This window comes from Dermabacter sp. HMSC06F07, from assembly GCF_001807345.1.
GTDB lineage: Bacteria > Actinomycetota > Actinomycetes > Actinomycetales > Dermabacteraceae > Dermabacter > Dermabacter hominis.
The window spans coordinates 15,726-42,188 of the sequence record NZ_KV788581.1 but is presented as its reverse complement, the minus strand read 5'-3'; the positions used below and the strand labels follow the sequence as shown (position 1 = coordinate 42,188).

General features: G+C 60.5%; 18 protein-coding genes and 4 pseudogenes. 14 read left to right on the top strand and 8 right to left on the bottom strand.

Annotated elements, in window-relative coordinates:
• The 3 genes from HMPREF3157_RS10530 to arsB all read left to right on the top strand — a co-directional run.
• Positions 1-421, top strand: a 421-nt coding sequence (locus tag HMPREF3157_RS10530; protein WP_168161688.1) for a Cna B-type domain-containing protein, incomplete at its 5' end; no start/stop codon positions are given.
• A gap of 186 nt (positions 422-607) precedes the next feature.
• Entirely contained in the window at positions 608-1,030 is a 423-nt protein-coding gene (locus HMPREF3157_RS04490; RefSeq protein ID WP_070435648.1) for an arsenate-mycothiol transferase ArsC, read from the top strand.
• 15 nt (positions 1,031-1,045) lie between these two features.
• Positions 1,046-2,125 carry an ACR3 family arsenite efflux transporter gene (arsB, locus tag HMPREF3157_RS04485; protein ID WP_070435647.1) on the top strand — a complete coding sequence of 360 codons (1,080 nt, stop codon included), beginning with the start codon at positions 1,046-1,048 and terminating at the stop codon, positions 2,123-2,125.
• Positions 2,126-2,272: 147 nt separating this feature from the next.
• On the opposite strand, the gene HMPREF3157_RS04480 is transcribed toward arsB, so the two are convergent.
• Genes HMPREF3157_RS04480 through HMPREF3157_RS04455 form a run of 6 tightly spaced genes read right to left on the bottom strand, consistent with a single transcriptional unit; the run spans position 2,273 to position 10,364 of the window.
• On the bottom strand, positions 2,273-3,313 hold the full coding sequence (locus HMPREF3157_RS04480) for an ABC transporter permease (RefSeq protein WP_070435646.1): 1,041 nt from the start codon (positions 3,311-3,313) through the stop codon (positions 2,273-2,275).
• Positions 3,310-4,359, bottom strand: a complete 1,050-nt coding sequence (locus tag HMPREF3157_RS04475; RefSeq protein ID WP_083288055.1) for an ABC transporter permease — start codon at positions 4,357-4,359, stop codon at positions 3,310-3,312. The genes HMPREF3157_RS04480 and HMPREF3157_RS04475 overlap by 4 nt, the downstream gene beginning before the upstream one ends.
• A complete protein-coding gene (locus HMPREF3157_RS04470; protein ID WP_070435645.1) occupies positions 4,356-5,876 on the bottom strand; it encodes a sugar ABC transporter ATP-binding protein in 1,521 nt (506 codons plus the stop codon). Before HMPREF3157_RS04470 ends, HMPREF3157_RS04475 begins: the two co-directional genes overlap by 4 nt.
• A complete protein-coding gene (locus HMPREF3157_RS04465) occupies positions 5,866-6,906 on the bottom strand; it encodes an autoinducer 2 ABC transporter substrate-binding protein (protein ID WP_016663554.1) in 1,041 nt (346 codons plus the stop codon). Before HMPREF3157_RS04465 ends, HMPREF3157_RS04470 begins: the two co-directional genes overlap by 11 nt.
• A gap of 41 nt (positions 6,907-6,947) precedes the next feature.
• Positions 6,948-8,669 (bottom strand): dihydroxyacetone kinase family protein, encoded by a 1,722-nt coding sequence (locus HMPREF3157_RS04460; RefSeq protein ID WP_070435644.1) that lies wholly within the window; start codon positions 8,667-8,669, stop codon positions 6,948-6,950.
• 33 nt (positions 8,670-8,702) lie between these two features.
• A complete protein-coding gene (locus HMPREF3157_RS04455; RefSeq protein WP_070435643.1) occupies positions 8,703-10,364 on the bottom strand; it encodes a ribulokinase in 1,662 nt (553 codons plus the stop codon).
• 200 nt (positions 10,365-10,564) lie between these two features.
• On the opposite strand from HMPREF3157_RS04455, the gene HMPREF3157_RS04450 reads away from it, so the two are divergent.
• The 5 genes and pseudogenes from HMPREF3157_RS04450 (at position 10,565) to HMPREF3157_RS04435 (ending at position 13,459) form a co-directional block, all read left to right on the top strand.
• The gene (locus HMPREF3157_RS04450) at positions 10,565-11,494 is read left to right on the top strand and encodes a sugar-binding transcriptional regulator (RefSeq protein ID WP_070435642.1); all 930 of its coding nucleotides are present in this window, start codon (positions 10,565-10,567) and stop codon (positions 11,492-11,494) included.
• A gap of 215 nt (positions 11,495-11,709) precedes the next feature.
• Positions 11,710-11,916: pseudogene (locus HMPREF3157_RS10925) on the top strand (type IIL restriction-modification enzyme MmeI); the annotation flags it as partial.
• Between the two features lie 44 nt (positions 11,917-11,960).
• Positions 11,961-12,098, top strand: a pseudogene (locus tag HMPREF3157_RS10920) (type IIL restriction-modification enzyme MmeI); the annotation flags it as partial.
• A complete protein-coding gene (locus HMPREF3157_RS04440; RefSeq protein WP_371440679.1) occupies positions 12,081-12,713 on the top strand; it encodes a type IIL restriction-modification enzyme MmeI in 633 nt (210 codons plus the stop codon). The pseudogene HMPREF3157_RS10920 and the gene HMPREF3157_RS04440, both read left to right, overlap by 18 nt.
• Positions 12,714-12,889: 176 nt before the next feature.
• The gene (locus HMPREF3157_RS04435; protein WP_141740618.1) at positions 12,890-13,459 is read left to right on the top strand and encodes a hypothetical protein; all 570 of its coding nucleotides are present in this window, start codon (positions 12,890-12,892) and stop codon (positions 13,457-13,459) included.
• An 8-nt stretch (positions 13,460-13,467) separates the two neighbouring features.
• Here HMPREF3157_RS04435 and HMPREF3157_RS04430 read toward each other — a convergent pair whose 3' ends face one another.
• Positions 13,468-15,051 (bottom strand): recombinase family protein, encoded by a 1,584-nt coding sequence (locus tag HMPREF3157_RS04430; protein WP_070435638.1) that lies wholly within the window; start codon positions 15,049-15,051, stop codon positions 13,468-13,470.
• Positions 15,052-16,278, bottom strand: a pseudogene (locus tag HMPREF3157_RS04425) (recombinase family protein); the annotation flags it as partial.
• Between the two features lie 185 nt (positions 16,279-16,463).
• Here HMPREF3157_RS04425 and HMPREF3157_RS04420 point away from each other — a divergent pair.
• From HMPREF3157_RS04420 to HMPREF3157_RS04395, 6 genes and pseudogenes are all read left to right on the top strand, one after another.
• Positions 16,464-16,979 (top strand): ECF transporter S component, encoded by a 516-nt coding sequence (locus tag HMPREF3157_RS04420; RefSeq protein ID WP_223845782.1) that lies wholly within the window; start codon positions 16,464-16,466, stop codon positions 16,977-16,979.
• Complete coding sequence (locus HMPREF3157_RS04415; RefSeq protein ID WP_246816510.1) at positions 16,972-19,299, top strand: ATP-binding cassette domain-containing protein; 2,328 nt, start codon at positions 16,972-16,974, stop codon at positions 19,297-19,299. The genes HMPREF3157_RS04420 and HMPREF3157_RS04415 overlap by 8 nt, the downstream gene beginning before the upstream one ends.
• 35 nt (positions 19,300-19,334) lie before the next feature.
• Positions 19,335-21,077 carry an ABC transporter ATP-binding protein gene (locus tag HMPREF3157_RS04410; protein WP_013170751.1) on the top strand — a complete coding sequence of 581 codons (1,743 nt, stop codon included), beginning with the start codon at positions 19,335-19,337 and terminating at the stop codon, positions 21,075-21,077.
• 14 nt (positions 21,078-21,091) lie between these two features.
• Complete coding sequence (locus tag HMPREF3157_RS04405) at positions 21,092-22,834, top strand: ABC transporter ATP-binding protein (protein WP_070435636.1); 1,743 nt, start codon at positions 21,092-21,094, stop codon at positions 22,832-22,834.
• Between the two features lie 273 nt (positions 22,835-23,107).
• Positions 23,108-24,335, top strand: a pseudogene (locus HMPREF3157_RS04400) (IS256 family transposase).
• A gap of 376 nt (positions 24,336-24,711) precedes the next feature.
• A complete protein-coding gene (locus HMPREF3157_RS04395) occupies positions 24,712-26,394 on the top strand; it encodes a DNA methyltransferase (RefSeq protein WP_070435634.1) in 1,683 nt (560 codons plus the stop codon).
• The last annotated feature ends 69 nt before the right edge of the window (positions 26,395-26,463 follow it).

Genomic DNA, 26,463 nt, shown 5'->3' with positions numbered 1-26,463 from the left:
GCTGATGGAGTCGACTGGTGGGGAGAAGTCCCCGGTTGGTGACCCAGTTGAGTTGAACTCCGAGAACGGCTGGACGTATACGTTCACTGGTTTGCCGCTGACCAAGAAGATCGATGGCAAGCAGGTTGGCATCACCTACTCGGTTGAGGAGCTTGAGGTCGACGGTTTCACCTCGATGGTGACGGGTAATGCTCGCGACGGTTTCACGATCACGAACACGCAGACTCCGCCGACACCGCCGACGCCGCCAACGCCTCCGGCAACCCCGCCGACGCCACCAACGCCCCCGGCAACGCCTCCAGTCCCTGAAAAGCCTCGTTTGCCGCTGCCCCGCACCGGCACCGAGGTGGGCGCCGCCGCAGCCCTGGCCATCGCACTGATGGCAGTGGGCGTGACGATTGTGAGGCGTCGCAAGCCCTGATCGCGGCTAAAGACTTGGCCTGAATGTGAGTGGCCCCTGGAAGTGACATGCTTCCGGGGGCCATTCGCGTGAAAGCGGATTCGCGATGTCCGCTCGAGTTCCAGCCCTGCCCGGCCCGCCGATCCGGTCAGAGCCGACGCCTCCTAGAATGAGCGCTGACTATCCATTCCTGCGAGGAGGGAAACCATGAATGCACCAAGTGTGCTGTTCGTGTGCGTGAAAAATGGCGGCAAGAGCCAAATGGCGGCAGCACTCATGCGTCACCATGCACGCGATGCGATCGAGGTGCGTTCAGCGGGCACGAAGCCGGGGACGGCGCTCAATGAAGCTTCTCGCGTGAGCGTGGCAGCCGTCGGAGGAAATTTTGACGGGGAATTCCCGAAGCCGATCGACCCACGCATTCTGCGCGCCGCACACCGCACCATCATTATGGGTGGAGACGCACACGTCGAACCGATCGAGGGGATGCGCGGCACGATCGAAAAATGGGACATCGACGAGCCCTCCTTGCGCGGAGTCGAGGGGGAGGAGCGCATGGCCCTCATCCGCGACGATATTGATCGACGCGTTCGGGCCCTGCTTGCAGAGCTGACCGCAAGCGCCGAGTAAGCGAAAGGAATAATTGTGCAGGATAGCGCCGCACCTCGACTGTCCATCCTTGACCGCCTTTTGCCGCTTTTCATACTTACCGCGATGGTCGTGGGAATTGCGCTGAGCGTGTGGGTTCCGCAAACCGCGGAAGTGCTCAACCACGTAAAAATTAGCGACATTTCGCTGCCGATCGCTCTCGGCCTTCTCGTCATGATGTATCCGCCTCTTGCGAAGGTGCGGTTTGAAAAAGCGAGGGAAATCGTGCGCGACAGGCGGCTCATGATCCTCTCGCTGCTTCTCAACTGGATCCTGGGTCCACTCCTGATGTTTGCTCTAGCGTGGGTGTTTCTGCCGAACGAACCGGAGCTTCGAACGGGCCTTGTGATCGTGGGTCTCGCGCGCTGCATCGCCATGGTGCTTGTGTGGAGCGATCTTTCGTGCGCGGACCGTGAAGCAACGGCTGTTCTCGTAGCGATCAATTCCGTGTTCCAGCTCGTCATGTTCTCGGTGCTCGGCTGGTTTTACCTCCAGGTTCTCCCGGGCTGGCTCGGGCTTGACACCACCAGTGCGCACTTCTCCTTTGCGGCGATCGCGAAAAGCGTGCTCATTTTCCTCGGCATCCCGCTTGCCCTCGGCGTGCTTTCACGCATCCTCGGTGAGCGATACAAAGGCCGGGAATGGTTCGAGCACTCCTTCCTCCCGAAGGTCTCGCCACTCGCGATGATCGGGTTGCTCTACACGATCGTCGTGCTGTTTTGCCTCCAGGGCCGGCAGATTCTGCAGCACCCCTGGAGCGTCGCAAGTGTTGCCCTGCCACTGCTCGCCTATTTCGTGCTCATGTTTGGAATCTCGCTTATTGCCGCCCGCGCATCGGGCATGAACTATGCGCAGAGTGCCTCCACGGCCTTCACAGCCGCCGGAAACAATTTTGAGCTCGCGATCGCCGTGACAATCGGAACCTTCGGCGCGACCTCTTCGCAGGCACTCGCGGGCACGATCGGTCCGATGGTGGAGATTCCCGTGCTGGTCGCGCTCGTGTACGTCATGCGCGCTGTGGGGCCCCGCCTTTTCCCGGGGGATCCGACGCTACCGCGTGTCTCGCACGGCGCTTGATCTGCGGGTCATGAGCGGCGGCGCGAGCCGGGTAGGGCTTTCACCGGTCAACCAAGGTGTGCGCAGTCGATGTCATGAACGTGACGGTCGAAGGGCCTCACCTCAAGACTGAGGTAAGGCCCTTCGAGAAATTAGTGCCGTTAGCGTCTAAGCGGGGGCTGGTGCTGACGTATCGGCGTCGAGAGCCTTCTCCGCTTCTTCCTCACGCGCATCACGTTTACGGTGACTGAGCCAGGTGCTGAAGCCGAGAACAGCAATCAGAAGTACGCCCCATACGAAGTTGGAGGCAAATGCTGAACCTGACCAGGAGCCAAGGACCATGTTGATACCGGTTTGGAGCTCCTGCATGGCGATCGCTCCGATGGCGATCATCCACAGACGGCCGGCGCCGCCGTAGGGGTCCATACCAGCGATCACGGCAATCAAGATGGCTTGCATGAGGTAGGAGCTTGCGAACGATACGTTCGCTGCGTTGGTTGACGCGAACATGAGAAGTCCCGCGATCGAAGCGAGCACGCCTGAGGAGGCATAGACCACGAGGATCGTGCGGTCTACGGGGATGCGGGCGAAGCGCGCAACCTTATTTGATTCACCGATCGTGTACATGTGGAAACCGAAGCGGGTTTTCAAGGTAACGAGGGTGAAACCGGCAAGTAGCAGCAGGAAGATCACGAATGACATGGGCATGAGCGCCACTGTGGTTGTTGCGATAACCCCCGCGTTCCCGCTTCCGTACACGGTTGCACCCTTGGTGAGACCCGTACTGATGCCGAGGTACACGCTCATGGTGCCGAGCGTGATAGGGATCGGATGTACGCGCAGTGTGGCGATAAGGAACCCGTTGATCGCACCTGCAGCGGCTCCGACGATGAGTGCGGCGATACCCGCGAGGACAGTCGCCAGCGTCGAGCCCATTGACGGCAGGAGGGCTTCGCCTACGAGCGCGGCAGTGATCGCAGCCGTGTTCGCTACTGCCACAACTGACAGATCAATGCCGCCAATCAGGAAGGTGATCCCGATGCAGATCGCGAGGATCCCAAGTGGCGCGATCTGTCCCATCATGCTCTGCATGTTGAGAATCGTCGGGAAGGTGTTCGGTGCCATGATGCTGAGCGACACTGCGAGTACAACGACGAGTGCGATGAGGGTCCACACTTGGGCGCGAGGCCCGAGACGAGCGTCGTTCATTCTGTCACCACCATTCCTCGCCGGCGTTCAACGCGGCGGTCGCGAATTGCCGGCACGCATACTCCGAAGAGCAAGAACGCGCCGATGAAGAGGTCCTGCCACGCCGCGGGAATTCCAACGAGCACGAGACTCGAGCCCACGACGGTGATGAGGAGGACGCCGAGCATCGTGCCGAGAACGCTGCCGCGACCTCCTGTGACTGCGGCACCACCGAGGACAACGGCGGCAAGTACCGTCATCTCCAGCCCCGTGAATGTCGAAGGGTCCGCGGCGCGGTTCATGGCGGCATAGAACAGGCCTGCCAATCCCGCGGTGGCACCCGACACGATGAACGCGGAGGTGCGAATGAGGTTGACCTTAACCCCCATGCGCTTTGCCGCTTCTTCATCGTCACCGATCGCGTAGATATAGCGGCCCCACCACAGTCGGTGCAACAAGAACGCAAGCACGACCGCGAGCACGAAGAGAATGAGGACACTCGCGTGGAGCGAAACCGTGCGCCCAGCACTTTGCGTGGTGAAGAGCTGGGTGCGCGCGAAATCAGACATTTGCGCGGGCAGGCTGCGGATTCGTTCGGTTCCGACGAACGCCAAAAGCCCGCCGCGGTACAGGGTGAGGGTGCCGATCGTTACAATCATCGACGGCAGCTTGAGCCAGGCCACGAGGATGCCGTTTATGAGACCGAGGAGTGCCCCGATCACAACGGCGAGTGCGACCGCCACCAGGAATGTCCCGTGGAAGTTGAGCGCTTGCAACGTCACCGTGGTGAGGTACATCGCTGATACGGCGATAGCAGAGACAGACACGTCGATGCCGCCGGTGAGCAGCACTAGAAGAACCCCAAGCGCCATGATGCCAACGACAACTGCGGATCGGCCGATGCCGAAGAGGTGCGCGGCAGAGAGGAACGTGGGGTTTCCGAGAGCAAACACGATGCATGTCACCACGATGACGATGCCGAGGAGCAGTTCACGCTTAGCGAGCAGGGTTGCGAGCCAAGACCTGTCTGGCGACTGCGTTGCCTGAGTTTCAGCCACAGAACTCATACCTGACTCCTTTGACCATTGATATCGATGATGATTTCCTCGGTGAGCTCGGTAGCCTCCGCTTGTTTCACGATCTCGCCCTGCACCACGAAGGCAATTTCGTCGCACAGGCTCATGAGCTCTGCAGGTTCATCGGACACGAGAAGAACGGCGGTTCCCTCATCAGCAACCGACCGTATGAGATCGTGAATGTCGGCGCGAGACCCCACATCGACACCTACGGTCGGATTATTGATGATGACGACTTTGGGCCGTGGTGCGAGAGTGCGGGCAAGCAGCACTCGCTGTTGGTTACCACCTGAGAGTGACGACGCTGGTGCGCTCACGCTCGGTGCTTTGATGCGCAAGCGTGAACGCCACTCTTTCGCACTTGCCATGATTGAGCGTGCGGAGATGAGACCGCCTTTTCCACGCACGTTGTGCAGGTTGTTGACAGTCATGTTGTCGGCGATCGACCAGTCGAGGAAGAGGCCTTCAGTGAGCCTGTCGTCAGGTACGTATTGGATCTCCTTCTTTGAGCGAAGATCCTTCGTCGGTTTGCCGTTGAGCTCAATAGTGCCTTTATCGCAGCTGATGAGGCCGGCGAGGGCGAGGCCAATCTCGATCTTTCCGCAGCCGACGAGTCCTGACAGCCCGAGGATCCTGCCGGGGTGAAGCTCGAGATTAATGTCGTTGAACTCGTGGCCAAGGCTTATGCCTCGAGCTGCCACAATCGGTTTTTCGGCGCGCTCCCATGCGCTCTCGCGGCGCTCATTGAGAACGTCGGTGCCCGTCATGAGCTTCGAAATTCGCTCCAGATCGTATTCAGCCGCGGGGCCTGTCGCGATGAGGTTGCCGTCGCGGATCACCGTAACGTCATCGGCAATCTCGACTACCTCGCGCAGCTTGTGCGAAATGAAGATGAAGCTCATGCCTTGCGCCGCGAGGTGACGCACAGTTTCGAGGAAGGAGTCGATCTCATCTTGGGTCAGAGCCGCAGTGGGCTCGTCCATGAGGATGATGCGACCGTCCGCAGAAACGGCGCGGGCAATTGCCACGAGCTGACGTTCAGCCGTGGAAAGGTCACCGAGGCGCGTGTTCGGCGAAATGGTCATCCCGAGGGTGGCCAGTGCTTTTTTCGCGCGGGCGCGGGCTTCGCGGGAGGGAACAATTCCGACGGGGGCTTTCGATCCGTCGAAGCTGATGTTCTCAGCGACGGTCATGTTCGGGAAAAGGGCGAAATCCTGGTAGATCACGCGAACGCCGTGAGCCAGAGCATCGCGCGGGGTGATGGACTCGATGGCGTTGCCTTCGAGTTCGATCGTTCCCGAATCCGGAGAGTAGGCCCCCGCGATGATTTTGGTCAGGGTCGACTTCCCGGATCCGTTTTCACCGACGAGCGCGTGCACGGTTCCCTGGCGCAGAGTGAGTGAAACGTCGTTGAGGGCTTTGACGGTTCCGAACGTTTTTGAGATGCCGCTGACGCGAACGGCAACCTCACCGTTCGCGTCAGTAGCGTGTGCGGGTTTAGTAGTCATAGTCGCCGGCGTTGTCCTTGGTCACGTTGATCCAGGCATTATCGCCGTACACGACCTTGTCTTCGATGGTGATCTTGCCGTAACCGTCGATGCCGAGGTCAGTGCCCTCTTCAACCTTTTTGTCGTCGAGGAGAAGCTTGGCGATAGCGTTCTGAGCCCACGCAGCGTGGCCCGGATCCCAGAACTGGATCACGTCGATCGCGCCACTTTCAAGAAGGTCTTTCGTGTCCTTCGGGGTGGAAGTGCCAACCACGGCGATTTTGTCCTGAAGTCCTGCCTCATCTACTGCCTGGCCCACGCCAACGACGTCAGTCGAGGCGGAACCCTGCACGCCCGCGAGGTTCGGGTGAGCCGAAAGGAGCTCTTGCATGGCCTCGTAGGCCTTTTGGGAATCGTCGCTTGTTTCGACGAAATCGCCAACCTGCTTCATCTCCGGGAAGTTCTTCTCCTGGTACTCCTTGGCGGCGTTGACCCACTCCATGTGCGTGGTAGAGGAGAGCGAGCCCACCATGATCGCGTATTCGCCCTTGTTGCCCATCTTTTCCGCGAGGAGCTTCATGAGGTTGATGCCGTAATCAGCGTTCTTGAACGCTTCAACGTCATAGTCAGCGTTTTTGATGGACGGAGCTTCGTGGGTCACGACCTTAATGCCAGCGTCCATGGCCTTCTTGAGCGTTTGCTCGACAGCATCGGGCTGGAAAGGCGTCACGCAAATCGCAGCGACCTTTGAGGCGATGAGGTCTTCAAGAACCTTAACCTGTGCCGCGGCATCGGCTTCGGATGAACCCTGATAGTAGGCGTTTTCGCTCGTTTTCTTGGCGTATTCCTTGACACCTTCTTCCATGCGGTTGAACCAAGCGATACCGGTGAGTTTGGGAACTGTGACCATGGCGCCGGCGGCATTGCCACCGCCCTCACCGCCGCTTGTTCCGCCCTGGGTGGTTCCACACGCGGCGAGGGAGGGGATTGCGAGGATACCGAGCGATGCGAAAAGCATGGCGCGGCGACTTGGGGCGAATTCAGCGTTCATTGTTTTCTCCTTTGAAAATGGTGGGGAAATCGAGTGAGGGGTCAGTTGGTGTGGAGAGCTGCGGCGAGGGCTTCAAGGAAGCGCAGCGCCGCAACTTGGCCTGGGTCTTTGTGGCCAACGGAGCGGTCACCAACCCACGCGGCTCGGCCGCGGCGGGAGGGAAGAGCTGCGGACTTTTCGACGGTGTCGCGTGCCGCTTCAACAGCCTGGGCAACGCGCGTCTCGAGGCTTTCTCCCTCGGACGCTTCGAAGCTGTGGAGGGCGGCGTCGAGTACGTCGAGAACTGTCTTGTCGCCGATCTCGGCGCCTCCGCGCTCGGCGATCCGTGCGATGAGCGCCGTGAGGGCGACAACCGTCGGATCTGCCGAACCTTCCTCGTTCGCGACAGCATTTGCGGCCGCAAGCGTGCCTCCGCCGAGAAGCGCCGCGAAGGTCGAGGGGTTCGCGGAGGCGAAAGCAGTTCCTGCGGTGCGAAGGACTTCGTGTACTGCCGCATTTTCGGGAAGCGCGGTCAGGGCTTCGTGAACGGCGCGTGCGCCAGAGGAAACGGTGATGCCGAGGTCGCCGTCGCCGAGGGCGGCATCGAGTGAGCGAAGCTCCTCCGCATGGGAAGGCAGCGTCGCTGTGACGCCGAGAAGGAGCTCTCGTGCGGGACCGGGATTATCGACCGTCGTGATGTCGCGTGCAGTGGTCGCGCGCGCGACGGGCACATTCTTTGCTTGTGCTTCCGTAGGCTCCGCGTGAGCACCGTGGGCCGAGCCGGCGGCTTGCTCGAAGAAGGGAGAATCGGCGGGAGCCGAGAGAAGTTCGGATAGCTCATCGTCGAGGTGGCACAGCGAAACGGAGGCGCCGGCCATTTCGAGGCTTGTGGCGTACTCACCGATGTAGACGTGGGTGAGACGTGCGCCGCGCTCGGTGATGGTCGCGTGGAGACGGCGATAAATCACGTAGAGCTCTTCGAGCGGAGTTGCGCCGAGTCCGTTGACCAGCACGGCAAGTTCGTCCCCTTCGCCCACGGGAAGCTCGCGAAGCAGCTCCGTGGTGAAGCGGTCGGTAATTTCGTCGGCGGTTTCGAGGGGACCGCGGTGCTGGCCAGGCTCACCGTGGATGCCGATTCCAATTTCCATTTCGCCTTCGTCGAGGGTGAAGGTGGGTTCACCGGCGGCCGGCAAGATTGTGGGGGAGAGGCCGACGCCCATTGTGCGTGTACGGTCGCACGTGCGTTGGGCGATCTCGGCAACCTGGTCGAGACTGTCGCCGCGTTCGGCAGCGGCACCCGCGGTTTTGTAGGCAAAGAAGAGGCCTGCGACGCCGCGGCGGGTTTCGGCGCGCTCGGGCGGCGCGGAGAGGAGATCGTCGGTCCCGAGTACGGTGCGCGTGCGAATCCCGTCGCCTTCACACATGTCGGCCGCGAGGTCGAACGTGTATACGTCGCCGCCGTAGTTGCCGTAGAGGTAGAGCACGCCGGCGCCGTCGTCACTTGCCACGGTTGCGGCATGGATCTGCTCTGGCGAGGGCGAGGAAAAGACATTGCCGACGGCAACGCCCGAGGCGAGGCCTTGCCCGACGTAGCCGAGGAAGAGGGGGAGGTGGCCCGAGCCGCCGCCCGTGACGATGCCGACCTTGCCGCCCGTGCCCGCATCTGTGCGAACGATCGCACGGCGGTCGGGGTCGGCTGCCCGGAGCTTGTCGCCGTGAGCGAGCAGGATGCCGTCGATGACCTCATCGACGAAGTTCTCGGGTGAGTTGATGATCTTTCGCATGTCAGGCTCCTTTGCCTTGTGGTGTGGGCGCGGTTAGTGGGTGGAGTTGGCCTGGATTTCTCGCAAGCTGTGCATGAGGGAGCGTTGGTCGATCCCGAAGGTGTCGTGAATTGCGCGGTAGTGGGTGTAGATCTCGTTGTAAGCCTCGTGGGCGGTGGGGTTGGGCCGGTAAACGGTCGCGATCGCTGACTCAGCTTTGCCGGCGCTCTGCCAGGTCAGTTCACCTGCGGCGATCGCGCCGTGGAGAGCCGCGCCCAGGGCGGAGGTGTTCGCGGAGGAAGACACCTCGACCGGCATTCCGATGACGTCGGCCAGGATCTGCATGAGCAGAGGGCTCTTGGCGGGGATTCCGCCGCACACGATGAAGCGGTTGATCGGAACCTCGGCCTCTTCGAATGCTTCGAGGATGATCCGCTGCCCGAAGGCCGCACCCTCGAGGAGTGCGCGGTAAATGTGGTAATCGCGCGTGTCGAGGGTGAGTCCGACGATAGCCCCGGAGAGGTTCGAGTCAATGAGCGTGGAGCGGTTGCCGTTCATCCAATCCAGGACGATGAGGCCAGAGCCGCCGGGCTGCAGGGCCTGGGCTTTCGACTCCAGGACTTCGAAGGTGGAGGTCGCGGAAATGGAGGCGAGGTCGGCGATGTCGGCCGAGGTCATGTTGCGGGCGAACCACCCGAAGGTGTCCCCGAAGCCCGCTTGGCCCGCTTCGTAGGCCCAGTGGTCGGGCAGGATGCCGTTCTTGACGACCCCCTGGATTCCGCGCGGGGTGCGGTGCTCTTTGGAAACGACGAGGTTGCACACGCTTGTGCCCATGACGGCGACCATGGTTCCGGGCTGGGCGGCGCCAGCACCGAGGAAGGCGGCATGCGCATCGATGTTGCCGGCAGCAACGGTGACGTGAGTGTCGAGCCCGAGCCGCGTGGCCCACTCAGAGGTGAGCGTCCCGGCGCTTTCGCCCGGGGTGAGGAATTCGTGCCCCAGTTTGTCGAGGACGCCCGCGAAGCCGGGTTCGAGCGAATTGAGGAACTCGGGGGAGGGGTAGCCTCCTGCTTCTTCGCGGTAGTTGCCTTTGAAGCCTGCGACGGATGCTCCGCGCACTTCGTGGCCGACGAGCGTCGAGACGATCCAATCCTCTTGCTCGATGATGTGCGAGGTAGCGTCGTACACCTCTTGATCGTCGCGGAAGGTTTGCAGGGCTTTCGGAAGCACCCATTCGGATGAAAGGCGACCCCCGTATTGCGGCAGGAAGAGGCCGCCTTCGGCTTCGGCAGCGCGGTTGATTTCTTCGGCGTGGCTTTGCGCGGCGTGATGCTTCCACAACCGCGCGTAGGCCAGTGGGTGCTTCTTCCAGCGCGGGGAGCGCGAGAGTGGAGCCAGGTCGTCGTCTGTCAGCACGATCGTGCAGGCGGTGGTGTCAACACCGAGGCCAACGATCTGCTCAGGATCCACGCCGCTTCGGTCGACAACGACGCGCACGACCTTTTCGAGGGCGACGAGGTAATCGTCGGGATCCTGCAGTGCGGTGTTGGGGGTGAGCTTTTCCCCCGAGGCGGCGAGCGTTTCGGTCATCACGCCGTGTTCGTAGAGGTGGGTTGCGGTTTCGATCTCCGCGCGATCGGCAAGCCGCACCAAGACTGAACGCGCGGATTCGGTTCCGAAGTCGACGCCAATCGCGTATGTGCTGCTTTCTGCCATGTCACTCCTCTTCGAGTGGGTGTGTGCGGGGGCCTAGGACGGGTGGTCCGCTGCCCCGGCGTGACGTATGCTCAAATGAGCGCTCTCGACCGCTCACATGAGCACACTAGCCCTTGGTGTGACCCATGTCAATCACGGTAAAGTGCGGGGAGCAGGCGAGGCGCCTGACGAGACCAGGACATTTGAGGAGAGAGGCACCGATGGATGCCGAGTTGCCCGAGCCGCAATTGATTGCGTCTCTCGCGCGCCGCCACTACCTCGAAGATGTCTCCAAGGTGCAGCTCGCCAAAGAGTTCGGCATCTCCCGGTTTCGCATCGCACGGCTCCTGGCCAAGGGCCGCGAAGAAGGCATCATTCGCCTTGAGATCATCGATCCTTCCACTGACCTGCCCATGCTCTCCGAGCCCCTCGCGAGCCACCTCGGCCTCCGCTACGTGCGAGTGATCGGCACCAACGGCACAGACACCGACGTGCGCACGCAGCTCGGATCAATGGGAGCGCAACTGCTCGGCGAACTCGTGAAACCCGGGGATAACCTGGGCCTCGGGTGGGGGCGGACGGTGGCCGAGGTCGCGAAGAACCTCCGACGCCTTCCCCCCATCACCGTCATCCAGATCTCTGGCGCCCTAGCGGCCGCACATGCGTCTTCGCCAATCGACAACATCCGCGAGGCTGTTCTCAGCGCCAACGGCTACATCCACGACCTCCCGGTCCCCTTCTACGTGCGCTCGCCCGAAATGCGCCGCCAGCTCTTCGAAACCCACTCCTATGTGCGTGGGCAATTCGAACACCTTGACACGGCCCTCGTGTCGATCGGCTCATGGGAACACAAAGAAACGCAGCTCTATCGCGAATTCCCGCCCTCGGTGAGGGCACGGCTCGATCAGGTCAAGCCCGCCGGCGAACTCGCAGGCATCTGGTTTGACGAGACCGGCAGGGTCCTCGCTCCCGAAGTCACCAGAATGTGCATGACCCTCGAAACTCACCACTTGAGCCAAACCCCCCGCGTCATTGCGGTCGCCGCGGGGGTGAAGAAAGTGTCGGCCATTCTCGGCGCGGCCCGCACCGGACTCATCACGGGCCTTGTCACCGACCGCGACACGGCTGAGGCTCTTCTCGAAGCGCACTAGGGCGAGCGAAGCTGCCCGGTAACGTGGATACAGACACCATCGTTACCGCGCCCAGGAGCCGCCATGTCGAAGCCTCTCGTTCTTTCCGATATCCGCAATCGCGCGGGCGCGTTTGTGTCGGATTGGCGTGATGCGGAGGGTTATGAGAAGGGCGAGGCTCAGGAGTTTGTGCGCGGACTTCTCCGATGCTTCGGCATTAGCGGCCGCACGGCGCCGTGTATGAGAAGCGCGCTCGGCGCTCATCAACGGGGAAGCACGGGTTTATCGACGCGCTCATTTCGGGAACCGTCGTCATTGAAATGAAAAGTGCGGGTCGAGACCTTGTTGCGGCTGAGCAGCAGGCTCTCGACTACATCGAGTCCCTCACGGAGCATGAGCGCCCCGACTACATCCTCACTTCGGATTTTAAAAAGTTCAGGCTTCTGAGCCTCGTAGCAGAAGCGGGGGGGGGGGAAGCGACACTCTTGAGTTCCCGCTCGAGGAGCTGCCCGCGCATGTTGAGGACCTTATGTTCCTTGCGGGGTATCGCCGCGCGAAGTTCGGCTCGAAGGAGCAGGAGCAAGCGTCCATTCAGGCGGCGAACCTCATGGCGGGCCTTTATGAACACCTTGAGAAAACGGGGTATGACGAGCACCAAGCGAGCGTGTTCCTCATTCGCACACTGTTCTGCCTTTACGCCGACGATTCTGGACTGTGGGAGCGCGACCTGTTCTCGCGGTATCTCGAGGAGCGCACGAGTGAAGACGGAAGCGATCTTGGCTCCCAGCTCGCGACGCTGTACCAGGCGCTCAACAAGCCCGAAGAGAAGCGCTACGCGAAGGACGACGAGCTTTTGCAAGCGTTCCCGTATGTGAACGGGAGCGTGTTCGGGGAGCCGACGGATATCCCGTATTTCGATCGAGAATCTCGTGAGCTGCTCATCCAGGCGTCCTACTTCAATTGGTCGAGTATTAGCCCCGCGATTTTCGGCAGCCTCTTCCAGGCGGTGAAAGACAAGAAAGCGCGCCGCGAGCTCGGTGAGCACTACACAACCGAAACGAACATTCTGAAGCTTATTCGCCCGCTCTTCCTCGACGAGCTCGATGAGCGTTTCACGAAGGCATACAACAAGAAGAGTGAGCTGAACAAACTCCTCGAGCACTTGGGGGAGCTGCAGTTCCTAGAAACTTTCATGCCACAACGGATACAAACGCGCGCCAACTACGATTTAGCCGCTTGATTGGTTCACGCCGAAGGAATTGACTAATGGAATTGAATCAAACTACCCGTCAGAGGCTTGAAAGCTTCATTACCGAGATTCCCCCACGCCTCCTTCACACTGCCGGACTGGCTTGCTTCTTCTTGACCGCAGCTCCCAGTACGTCTGGCGCGGTCTGCGTACCTGCCGCGTCTGCCATGCTCACGGCGTTGACTAGGTTCGAGATACCGGCAATCGCGGTTCCAGCTGTCGTACGCGTCTCTTGGTCCCGCTTCGAGAGAGGAAACAGATGCCCAACGCTTGACAGCGCGGGAAACATTAATGGACACGTTGTAGTTATCACCGAGGAGGACGACTTTATTGACGCCTCGGTTCTGCAGTTCGACGATGTTGTCGAGCGTCGCGGCCCGTCTGGCTTGATGCCACTCGTTGGGAACCAGTGCGGACTGTGGAAGTCGCTGACTTCGCCAGCCTTGGCAGTTGGTGAGCCCCTGAATACCGCAGAGTTCCTACTTGCACCCTCAGGGGATCATATTTGCTACGCCCTCTACCATCCAGCACCAGCCGCGGATACTGTTCAACGCTACAGAGAGCTCAATAGTAGCAACAATTTGCTGGCGTGGGAGGAGAGTATGGCTGATTTGTATGCCTGGATAGCTGCTAATAAACTCCCACAGCTTCAACTTCCAAACGCTTCCGTCAACAGCGGGCTGCAGCAGGCAATGGATCTCTGGAGAGGGCAGCCGCAGCCCAACTGGAATAGCTGATGAGCTGGTCAGTCCTTGGCGATGTCTTGTTGGCTTCCGTCACGGAAGATGAACGTCACTGTGCCATGCTGGCTGACGGTGGCGTGGTCGAGGAGAGTCACGCACAGGTAGGGACTGAAGGTTAGATTGTTGATCTCGAGGTTGGTAGTTTCTTGCCGGTAGTAGCGGTAAGCGGCGAGGCGATTCTGTTTGCTCTGGATCTGGGCGTATACCTCGGCATGTCGCGCGAGGAGTGCTTGGTGCTGCTGGTGGACTGCGTTGAACTTCTGCTCATAGGCGTGTTGGTCTTGTGCGACGCGTGCGTTGTGGGCGATCAACGCTTGGATTTTCTTGGCCACCTCATCGATTTGGGCGACTAGACCTGCGGCTTGAACTTCCAGGTCGCTAGTATCGAGTACCTCTAATAACGCCTGGCTTGTGCTGTCATCGGCTGGCTTATCGAAGCGCAGTTGGATGGCGTCGAGGAACAGGTCTTTGAGGCGCTGATCGTCGATGTGCCTGGTGGCGCATTTTTCCTGGCCTGAGCATTTGTGGCCGCACCGCCAGATGACCTTTTCGTACTTACTGCCCGCGTGCCAGGTTTTCGATCCGAAGAAGTGTCCGCATTGGCCGCAGATGAGGGTGGATGAGAAGGGGCGGGTGCGGTGCTGTGTTCGCTGATCTCTAGCGCCTTTAGCGATTTCGGCTTGGACAAAGTCCCACACGGCGGGGCTGATGATGGCCTCGTGGTTTCCGGTGACGTAGTACTGGGGTACTTCGCCCTCGTTGATGACTTCCTTCTTAGTGAGGAAGTCTGCGGTGTAGCTCTTTTGCAGGAGTGCGTCTCCTTTGTATTTCTCGTTGGTGAGAATGGATCGCACGGACTGGTAATGCCAGGTTTTATTCCCTGCTGCCGTGTAGGTTGCTGGCTCGTCTGTCAGGGTGTGCGCGATATGCCTGATGGAGTGGCCTTCCAGGTACATGCCGTAGATGCGGCGCACCAGTTTTGCCTGCTCAGGGTTGACGACGAAGTTGCCGTCTTCACCCTTGTCGTATCCGAGGAAGCGGGAGTATGGGACGGTGACTTTGCCGTCGGCGAAGCGTTTGCGGTGTCCCCAGGTGACGTTTTCTGAGATGGAGCGGGCTTCTTCTTGGGCGAGGGAACTCATGATGGTGATGAGGAGCTCGCCTTTGGCGTCGAAGGTCCAGATGCCTTCTTTTTCGAAGAAGACCTCCACGCCTTTGTCTTTGAGGGTTCGAACGGTGGTGAGCGAGTCGACGGTGTTGCGGGCGAACCGGGACACACTCTTGGTGATGATCAGGTCGATCTTGCCGTCGAGCGCGTCGGTGACCATCTGCTGGAATCCAGCGCGGTGTTTGGTTGAGGTGCCTGTGATGCCTTCGTCGGTGTAGACCTTCACGAACTGCCAGCCCGCGTGATCGCTAATGTAGCGGGTGTAGTAGTCGACCTGGGCTTCGTAGGACGTCACCTGATCGTCGTGGTCGGTGGACACGCGGGCATACCCGGCGACCCTGCGCAGAGTCGTTTGTCCAAGTGGAGCACCAGTGTGGAGCGCTCGGGTGGCGGGGATTGCTGTGACGGTGCGGGCCATTTAGCGTTCGCCTCGCTCGGCGCGCAGGCGCTCAGCCTCTGCCTTGGCCACGGCCCGGTACTTCGCCAATGCTTCTGGTGGTGTTGGTGCTTGCCGTGGGTTGTTCAACCCGAGCCTTTTGGCTTCGGCCCAGCGGGCACGCAAGAGTTCACCCCAGGCGGCTTTTCTTGCTGGGGTCCACGAGCTCTTCTTCAGGTTTGGTCGCCACGTGTGCGAGCTGCTGGTGCCATCGGTGTAATGAAACGTGTAGTGGTCTTTTCCCTGCACGTCGATGTGGTCGATACGCTCGTTGAACACCTCTTGGTCGAAGGTCTCGATGTCAAGGACTTGGGCGATGAAGCCTTTGAGTGCCGTGTCAGAGATCTCGCAGGTGTCGCATCCGGTTTTGCGGCCTTTCTTGCGTTCGGTGCAGATCCAGTGCTCGGTGGAGATCGAGTTTTGGGTTTTCGGATTGCGTACGTTGCGCACGGACGAGCAGTTGCAGGACACGCATTTGATCTTCGCCGTCAACGCCACAGTTTCGATGGACCAGTTCGCCCGGGCCCCGAGTTCACGGCGGCGTGTGATCTCGGTTTGTACAGCGGTGAAGGTGTCGCGGTCGATGATCGCGGGGATCGCGTTTTCCACCAGGTATTGCGGCAACTGGCCGGTGTTGCGCACTGCTCGTCCAGGCCTGCCCTCCGGAGTGGACCATCGCCCTAACAAGAGGTCGCCGGTGTAGTGCGGGTTCTTCAGGATGTGACGGACCCATTCCCCGGGCAACTTGTTATCAGCCAGGTGCGGAACCCTACCGTCAGCGATGAGCTGTGCGGCCATCTTTTCGCACGAGGTCTTCTTCATGTACTGGGCGAAGATCCAACGCACCACGGCTGCTTCTTCTTCGATGATCTGCACGTCGGTGCCGTCAGCGGAGTCGGTGTAACCGTACAGGTGGAAGCCGTTCGCTTTGCCTTCTTCGAAGCCTCTCCAAACGCGCCACTTCACGTTTTGGCTGATTTGCTCCGATTCTGCCGGCGCGAAAGACGCCAGCAGGGTGAGCATGAGTTCACCGTCAGCGCTGGTTGAGGAGATGTTCTCCTTTTCGAATCGCACCTCCACCCCGAGGTCTTTCAGCTCGCGAACGGTTTCGAGCAGGTCGACGGTGTTGCGAGCGAAGCGCGAGATCGACTTGGTGAGGATCAGGTCGATCGCTCCTTTCCGGGCAAGGGCCAGCATTTCTTGGAACTGGGGTCGATGCGTGGGCTGCGTCTCTGCGTAGGCTCAACGTCTAGCTCAAGGGAATTGACCCCAGTCGGGAGTTAGGTTAGGCTAACCTAAGTGAAAGGGGGTTTGCTGTGACAGACCGATCCGGTACAGTTCGACGCTCAGCTCGCGGAGGATTAACCGACTCAATTCTAGGTACCCGAAATCTCATGATGGTGGCCTCCCTGTCGGTGGTCGGCCTCATCATCCTCATCCCACTGAGCTACATCGCGCCGGCGGGTGCGGCTTCGCAGAGCGCAGTCTGGCTCGGGGTGTCCCTTCTCGGACTTTGGGTCATTCCCTACCTCCTTCCTCTGGCCGTTGTGCGAAGGCCGGGCGCTTCGCTGCTGGCCGCGCTGATCATCGGAGTTGTGAGCGTATTTACTACTCCCACTGGGCCTGCCGCGATTGTCGGTAACGTCATTGGCGGGCTCCTGGTTGAGTTTCCCATGGCGTTGATGCTGTACCGGAAGTGGACGTGGTGGGCGTATCTGATCTCCGCCGCATTCTTCGGGGCATTTAACAGCCTGTTGTACCTCACGCTGCTCAAGCACGCGGTGGGAATCTCGGTATCGGGACTGATCGTGCTGGTGGGAGTCACGTCGTCCGTCATTGGCGGTTTGGCCGTCGTCGGACTAACCCGTTTGCTCAACAATGCAGGCGTAGGCGTAGACCATCGTGAGTGAAACGCTGGCCTCCACTTTGAGCAGCGAGCAACGGTCTGCGAGCGAGTCCGCGCGGGCGCTCCTGGCGGTTGAGGATCTTACCGTTCACTACTTGGGTCAGGACCGGTGGGTGCTGCAACGTCCAAGCCTGGTCCACCTGAGCGGTCAGGTAACGGCCGTCATTGGGCCCTCTGGATGCGGTAAAACTACCTTCGTCCGAGCCGTGTGCGGCCTTGTGCCCCACTGTCTGCCGTCCGAATACTCCGGCAGCGTTCAAATTGCCGGCGCCGAAATCGCCGACGCCACGGTCCAGTTGATCGCTACCAATGTTGCCTACGTGGGACAAAATCCGGATGCCGCAGTCATTACCCGTACGGTGTATGACGATGTCGCGTTTGCGCTGCAGAACCTCTGCCTGCCTGTTCCTGAGATTGATCGACGGGTACGCGAGGCATTGGCTGCGGTTGGTCTGGAGACCAAGCTGTGGGAGAGCCCATGGAGATTATCGGGCGGCCAACGCCAGCGCCTAGCGATCGCGGTAGCACTGGCTATGCAGCCCCGCTTACTAGTCCTCGATGAGCCAACATCGACTATTGACACGCAAGGCACGGACGAGTTTTACAGCGTCATCCAACAGCTGGTTAGCGATGGCGTGGGCATCGTGGTGATCGACCATGACCTCGACCCGGTCCTACCCCTGTGCGATCACGTCATAGCGCTCAACGCGCAGGGCGCGGTGATCGCGCAGGGAACTCCACATGAGGTTTTTCTCAGCCATACCGCGGAACTTGAGGCGTGCGGAGTGTGGCTGCCCCGTGCGTTACGCGACGAATCCCCGCACCACGCCTTGACCTGCGAGCAGGCGGGCATTCGAGTTCCCCGCATCACGGATATCTGTGGTGATTCGGTGCAATATCAGCGGCGCACCGAAGCAGGATGGGAAACCATCGATGCGATTGACACGCTCGACGGTGGAGGCAGCGCCACGGTAGAGCTGGCAGATTTCTGTGTTCCCGGACGTTCCCCAGCTATCTCTATGCGGCTACGGGGTGGCGAGTTTATCGCGCTTATAGGGCCGAATGGCGCAGGCAAAACATCCCTGCTCGCGGCGCTGGCGGGTCTCATACCATCAAAGGCACAACGCGCTACGGTCTGCGGAGAGGTTGTGCGGCGAGGGCGGCACCAGGTCGGCTACGTGTTTCAAAACCCGGAACATCAGATGGTTTGTTCCACCGTGGCTGGCGAAATCTCCACGGGGGATGTTTCCGCGTCTAAAGCCGAGGCTATTGTGGAGCAATTCCATCTCTCCCAGTATCGAGACCAACACCCGTTGACTCTCTCAGGCGGCCAGATTCGTAGACTATCGGTGGCTACGATGGTCGCCGAGAGCCGCGATGTGATTGTCCTTGACGAGCCCACGTACGGCCAGGACTGGGCGAATACCTGCGAACTCATGGCCTTCATCGACGAACTGCGCGCTGAGGGCAGAACCGTCATCATGGCCACCCACGACCTAGAACTTGCCCTATCACGCTGCAGCCACATCATCGCGCTACCTGCTGCCGTTAGCGAAACTCGTGAAAACGCCGCATCCGCAGCACCAGCGAACCCGCCTTCGCCGTCCGTGCCCCGTGGACTCTTCTCATCGTTCAATCCTGTGACGTTGCTATTGGCGCTAATCCCGGCGATGGTCATGGTGTTCGTATGCAAGGACCCGGCCGTCAATGTTGGAGTGCTCATCGCAGCGAGCCTGGCCATGGTAGCCGCGAGAGCGAGTCGCGCTCGAACGGTCATGTCACTGCTAGCACCCTGGGTCATCGCAGCTGTGCTACTGCCGGTGTTCCGCTACAACTACACCATTGAAGAGGTCAGCCCACTCTACAATTACGGTGGCGAGCTTGCGGCAGCGAGCGGTATCGGGGCACTGTTGTCCCTCATACTGCTTTCAGGCATCAGCACTCATCCGGAAGCGCTGCTTCGCACGTTGACGACGACGTTCAAGCTTCCCTATCGGGTCACTGCGGCGGGAGCTGCGGCTGTCGCCTTCGTCACTCGTTTCCGGCAAGATTTCCAGCTGTTGCGCACAGCGCGGGCATTGCGGGGTATTGGGGCATCATGGGGGCCGTTAGCGCCCGCAATTCGATGGGTGGGTTCCCTCGTGCCGCTGGCGATCCTCGCCGTCCAGCACGGCGAACGGGTTGCCCTGTCGATGGATTCACGTGGCTTTAGCGCCTATCCGCGGCGCACGGAACTCCAAAACACACCGTGGCAGGTGCGAGATTGGTGCCTGGTGGGCCTCCTTTGGGCCGTTACTGCGTTGCTGTGGTGGTGGCGCCAATGAACGTTTCGAAAGACTCGACTCGACAGGAGCCCGATGTGAGTATTTCCGTCGCCGCACTAATCCGCCCGGCCAAGGGCGCGATGGTCCTTTCCGCAGTCCTCACAGCCTTAGGCGCTATCGTCACGCTGGTGCCGTTCGTCGCCTTACACAACATGGCCGCGATCTGGCTTGACGGGCAGGTGCGCACCGGCTGGACCGGAAAGCCGTGGGTTTGGGCCGTGATAGCGGTGCTTTCGCTGTTCGTGGGCCAATTGCTCTACCTGTTTGGATTGGGTGTCACCCACGAGGCAGAAGCCAAGCTCCGACATCGGTTGCGCGGCAATGTGGTCCAAGCGCTGGGCAGTTTGCCCTTGGGTAGGGTCTCGCAGGTGCCGCACGGGGCCATCCGCAAGATGGTGTGTGACGATACCGCAGCCATCCATACTCTCGTTGCGCATGTTCCCGGTGATGTCACCAACGCCGTGGTCTCGATGGTCGTAGGCCTCGGGTATCTCGTGTGGGTCGATTGGCGACTGGCGCTCGCGCTCTTTGGAACGTGGGCCGTAGCGATCATGATCATCGTCAGCACGACCATGCGCGGCTATAGCGATATCACCGAGCGATTCGGACATGCCCAGACCGCACTGGCCGCAGCCACCGTCGAAATGCTTGAGGGCATTAAGGAGATCAAGAATTTCCAGGCCACCGATGCGACCCGAACGCGCTTTAACGCCGCCCGCCAGCAATTTTCTGCCATCTCCTTCGACTGGGTTCGTCGCTCCGGCAGAGCGATTAGTCTGCTCGGTTCGCTACTGCGTCCAGCCACGGTCTTCGTCACGGTCGCGTTACTGGCGGCGCTATTCGTCGCGCAGGATTGGAGCACGCTGTCGGCGACGCTGCCATTCTTCCTGATCGCTCCCGGCATCCCGGAGGGGTTCACGGTGCTAGTCGGTCTGATGCAGCATATCTATGAGTCGCAGCTGGCGGCTCGCACCACGGCAGAGCTGCTTTCCGAGAAACCCATGCCCGAAGGCAGCCGCACCCAAGAAGAGGGCCCAAACCCCGGCCAAGTCGAGGTCTGTGAGGTTTCCTTCTCCTACGAGCCTGACGTGCCCGTTGTGCACGGTGTCTCCTTTACGGCTGAGCCCGGAACGGTCACGGCTCTGGTGGGCCCGTCGGGCGGAGGGAAGTCCACACTGGCCCGGCTGATTGCGCGCTTTTACGACGTCAATGATGGCGTGGTACGCATCAGCGGTGTGGATGTGCGCGAGGCGAGTTTTTCGTGGCTACTTTCCCGCGTCGCGATCGTCCTACAGGACGTAACGTTGTCGAACGATTCGGTCCATACCAATATCGCGCTGTCGAAACCGTCGGCAACGCGCGCCGAGGTCGAGGCAGCAGCCCGTGCGGCATGCATCCACGATCGCATTATGCGTCTGCCCGAGGGGTATGACACCGTGCTTGGCGAGGTTGGTGGCTTCCTCTCGGGCGGTGAGCGGCAACGCATCACCCTGGCGCGAGCATACTTGCAGGATGCGCCGATCTTGATTCTCGACGAGGCCACCGCGCAAGCAGACCCCCAGTCGGAGCGTGCGATCCACGAAGCGCTCAGCACCTTGGCATCCGGGCGCACGGTGATCATCATCGCGCATCGACTCGCCACCATCCGAGACGCCGACCAGATCCTCGTGATTGAGGACGGCCACATCACTCAGCGTGGTAGGCACGAGGACTTGGTCGACCAAGCGGGGACCTATAGCGAGATGTGGCGGGCCCAAGAACTCCATTACATGGCCTAAGGAGAGACACGCTCATGTGGAAACTAATGATCAGGGTCGTCAACAGGGCCGAGTTGCGTACGTTGGTGGGCTGGTTCGCCTTCTCCGCTGTCCTACAAGGCATCACACTGGCGTTGATGATCCCCTTCCTTCGGGCATTATTCTCCCGCTCTGAAACCCTTGGCACCTGGCTCGTCGTCGTTGCCATCCTCGGCGCGATCACGGTGACGGTCGACACCTTCGCGATGTACCGCTCCTATCGGATCAGCGTCTATGAAGTATGCGATACCTTAATTGATCGCGTAGCAGATCATGTCTTGCAGCTGCCGCTTGGGTGGTTTAATGCCAAACGCGAAGCGGACGTGGCTAATGCGACATCCAAGGAGATCAACACCCTGTCGCATCTGGCATCAATGGTGATCCCGAACCTGTGCAACGCCTTCATCGTGCCGTTGGTGATGCTCGTTGCTACCGCATTCATTGAGTGGCCGTTAGCTGTGGTCATGGCAGTGTCGATCTTGCCGTTTATTCTCACGTGGCGGAAAATGTCGGCGGCAACAACCAGAGCCAATGACATGGAAGACCGTACCTCGGCCGCCGCAGCCGGCCGGTTGATTGAGTTCGCCAGGCTACAACCGGTGCTTCGAGCCACGGGTGCCGCGACGTCGTGGGACCCCGTACAAGAGACTCTGCAAGCCGACTCTGAGGCGACGTTGGCCGGGCTTCGGATCAAGGGCCGACCTGCCCAAGGATTCAACCTCATCGCTAACGTGACTTTCGCGGTGGTGCTCGCCTTGGGGCTGTCGTTCGTGACCGGAGCGCGTCTGGACCCGATTGCGTATCTGGTGATCGCGGCGGTCAGTGCGCGCATGCTGCTGCCGCTCACAAAAGCCGCGCTCTACGCATCTGAGGTCGATAACGCCGCAGTGGCGTTGCGCCAGATGGGAATAATCCTTGATGCCACGCCACTTGCCGAACCTGATTCCGAGCAGGCACGGGAACCGCGTGGGACGTCGATTGAATTCCGAGGAGTGTCGTTTTCCTACGAGTCAGGCCGGCCTGTCCTAGACGATGTCTCGCTCACCGCCCCGCGGGGAGCAGTCACCGCACTAGTGGGGCCGTCAGGGGCCGGGAAGTCGACGATCTTGCGTCTCACCGCAAGGTTTTGGGATGTCGACGCCGGTAGCGTGACCATCGGCGGGGTGGACGTGCGCGAGATTCCAACCACGCGGATCATGGAGCTGACCTCGATGGTGTTCCAGGACACCTACCTGTTTGACACCACGATCCGGGAGAATCTGCGGATTGCCCGTCCCAATGCGACGGACGCCGAGTTGGAAGAGGCAGCTCGCAAGGCGAGACTTGATCGGGTGATTGAGGCGCTGCCTCACGGTTGGGATACCGAAGTGGGGCCTGCCGGGCAGAGCCTGTCTGGAGGTGAGCGCCAACGAGTGGCAATCGCTCGGGCATTCATCAAGGATGCTCCGATACTGCTGCTCGACGAGATTACCTCGGCGCTGGACGGCGAGAATGAATCGGCGATTAGCGACGTCATCAGTCAACTATCTGAGGGCCGCACTGTGATCGTGGTAGCGCACAGACTATCCACCATAGATAGCGCCGATCAGGTGGTCTTCCTCGAACCCTTAGCGGACGGTGCTATCGTCGCCGAAACCGGCACGCCTAAGGAATTGTCTAGTCGGCCCGGACGGTTCCACGATTTCGTGGCTGCCGCCGATGCGTCGTCTCGTTGGCAGCTGAGACACACCTCAGATTAGCGGACGCGGTCCCGGTGCCAGGCGCCAAGCCCTAAACCCACAGCTCAAATCGGAGTACCTCGACACGTTTGGCACACGTGGTGCTGTCGCGAACATGGCGCTAGTGGGATCATGTGCGAACAGCATCTCGCTGATGAGCGAGGGCGCTACTAATCACCAAGGGAGTTGAGTCCCTCATAGTGGTGTAGCGGGGTGGTCGTGCTGGACAGCAGGGCGGTCACCGCGTGATCCTCGAGTTTCGTCCCCTACAACTCACTCGCGAAAGGCCACACGATAACCGCTACCCATATTGTCGACCCTGCCGGGCTGCTTGGCGAACTGCTTGCCGAGGCGTCACCTGTTGCAGACTGTGATCAACGAGTTGCTGTCTGCGGATGCTGATGCGGTTGCAGGTGCCGAGTACGGCCGCCCAGATCCTGACCGACGGGCCCAGCGCAACGGCTACCGCCACCGGCCTCTCGATACCCGTGTTGGGACCTTGGACATCGCGGTCCCGAAACTACGCCAGGGCACCTATTTCCCTGAGTGGCTGCTGGAGCGTCGCAAGCGCGCCGAGTCCGCATTGATCACTGTTGTTGCCGACTGCTATCTCGCTGGAGTCAGTACTCGCCGGATGGACAAGTTGGTCAAGACGTTGGGAATCGACCGGCTGTCGAAGTCCCAGGTCTCTCGCATGGCCGCCGAGTTGGACGAGCACGTCGCCGAGTTTCGACACCGCCCACTAGGCGATGCTGGGCCGTTCACGTTCGTGACCGCCGACGCGTTGACGATGAAAGTTCGCGAGGGAGGTCGTGTGGTCAACGCGGTCGTCATGCTCGCGACCGGGGTCAACGCCGACGGGCATCGCGAAGTCTTAGGGATGCGGGTCGCCACGAGCGAGACCGGCCCGGCCTGGAACGAGTTTTTCGCCGATCCGGTCGCCCGAGGACTGTCCGGGGTCCGGCTGGTCACCTCCGACGCCCACCAAGGCATCGTGGAAGCGATCGCGGCGAACCTGCCCGGTGCCGTCTGGCAGCGTTGCCGCACTCACTACGCCGCGAACCTGATGAGCATCACTCCCAAGAGCTTGTGGCCGGCGGTCAAGGCCATGCTCCACTCCGTCTATGACCAGCCTGACGCCGATGCTGTTCACGCCCAGTTCGACCGGCTACTGGACTACACCGCCGAGAAACTCCCCGACGTCGCAGACCACCTCGATGCCGCCCGCGCTGACATTCTCGCGTTCACCAGCTTCCCGACCGAGGTCTGGCAGCAGATCTGGTCGAACAACCCCACCGAACGGCTGAACCGCGAGATCCGGCGCCGCACCGATGCGGTTGGGATCTTCCCAAACCGGGAAGCGATTGTCCGGCTCGTCGGCGCCGTCCTGGCCGAGCAAACCGATGAATGGGCAGAAGGCCGCCGCTACCTCGGCCTGGAAGTCCTCGCTAAGAGCCGCCTCAACCTGATCACCACACCCACAACCACGACCGATGCCGACATGCCCGCACTCGCAGGCTAAAACCCCAAACGAGAGGAAAACACCGTTACACCACTACAAGGGACTTGACCCCCAACTTGCTAAAAGCTTTGTAGTTGACTAGGAGTGCAGATGGTCGTCGGCCCACCTGCAAGAACGAATAGCAAGCGGTATCGTCTACAGGTAGAGGTGCTACCCGCATCATTTGTCGAGACCCCGCGTCTATTCTTGCGCGCGAGATCCCGACTGGTTCACCCCCTCTACGGACGCCAGCCGGGTAGTGACGTGCCAGATACTCAGCGGTACAGCAGGCTAATCTCCAAACGTCCGCGGCAGCCGGAAATCCCAGTTCATAGCCGGTATCGAAGCTATTCGATGGCCCTGCTCCGCACTGGGGTCTTGTATCCATCGTGACCAGTTGTGCGACCCGGCGTGTGGCTGCGGAAACTTCCTCATCATTGCCTACCGCGAGCTGCGCGCCCTCGAATTGAAGATTCACGAGCGGCTCCAGGAGTTGAACAGCGGCGGCGTTCAGTTGGACCTCATGGCCGAGGATCTTGTGCGCGTGCGGCTTCGCCAATTCCGCGGCATCGAGATCGAGGAGTGGCCCGCGACGATTGCCCGCACCGCGATGTTCCTCGTGGAGCATCAGGCAAACCAGGCCATGAACCTCACTCTCGGCTATTCGAAGCCGATGCTTCCCCTCCAGGATTCCGCCCAGATCACCGTGGGCAACGCATTGCGCCTCGACTGGCGTAGGCTCTTGTTCGCGGGTCCGGATACGCTCATCATGGGCAACCCGCCGTTCATTGGGCAGTACACGAAGGCAGCGGATCAAACGGAGGATATGAAGCTCGTGTGGGGCGAGCTTTACGACGGTTACCTCGACTACGTGACGGCGTGGTTCAAAAAGGCGAGCGATTTCTTCCGTCCCGTCACCGGCGGCCGCTTCGCGTTCGTGTCCACCAACTCCATTGCGCAGGGCCAGCCCGTTCCCGCGCTGTTTGGCCCGCTTTTCGACGCGGGCTGGCGTATCCGTTTTGCCCACCAAACCTTCGCGTGGCAGAGCGAGGCTCCCGGAAGTGCCGCCGTTCACTGCGTGATCACCGGCTACGACAAGCACGAGCGAAGCGCCCCGCAACTGTTCACGTACGACAACGTCAAGGGCGAACCGCAGCAGGTTCCCGCGAAGCAGATTAATGCCTATCTCGTGGATGGGCCGAATCTGCTCGTGTGGAAACGCTCGCGAGTCTTGAGCGCGGAATTACCTAAAGTCAATAAAGGTAGTCAACCCACCGATGATGGCAATCTCATCGTCGAAGTGAGTGAACACGCCGAGGTTATCGGTGACCCTATCGCAGCGAAATATCTGCGGGAGTTCCGTCAAGGTCGCGAAGTCGTTCGAGGACTTGATCGTTGGTGCCTGTGGATGGCGGATGAAGAATTCGATCCGAATGATCTGCGACGGTCATCGATTCTCACTCGGAGAGTCGAGGCCTGCAGGGCTATGCGCGAAAATTCTAAAAAAGCTGCTACCCGAAAGTCGGCCTCAACACCTTACCTCTTTCAGGAAAACCGTCAGTCGCTGGTGCCTTACGTCGGAATTCCGCGTGTTGTGTCAGAAACCCGCACCTTTTATACAGCGCAACATTTACCAGAGACTGTTATTGCGGGCGATCAGCTGTTCGCTGCGGATGATCCTGACGGCTTCCTCTTCGGCGTGATCTCCTCGTCGATGTTCATCACATGGCAGCGCGCGGTGGGTGGGAAGATCAAGTCGGATTTGCGTTTTTCTAACACTCTCGTGTGGAACAACCTTCCGCTTCCCACCGTCGAACCGGAACTGCGCGACAAGGTCATCGAGGCGGGCAAGGGCGTGATCGCGGCGCGTGAGCTGCACCCCGAGCGCTCTCTCGCCGAGCACTACAACCCCCTCGCGATGAGCCCGGCGCTTCTCAAGGCCCACGCCGCCCTCGACCGTGTTGTGGACAAAGCCTTCGGCGCAAAGAAGCCGCTTCACTCGAACGAGGAGCGCCTCGCCCTCCTCTTCGAACGCTACGCAGAGATGACCGCCGCTGAAAACGAAGGCTCGCGGCGGTAGTGCTTTTGCGGGCGTCAAAGCGCGACTTTGGCGGTCGCGGCGGCTTCTGCCGATCGACCCTGCATGGCT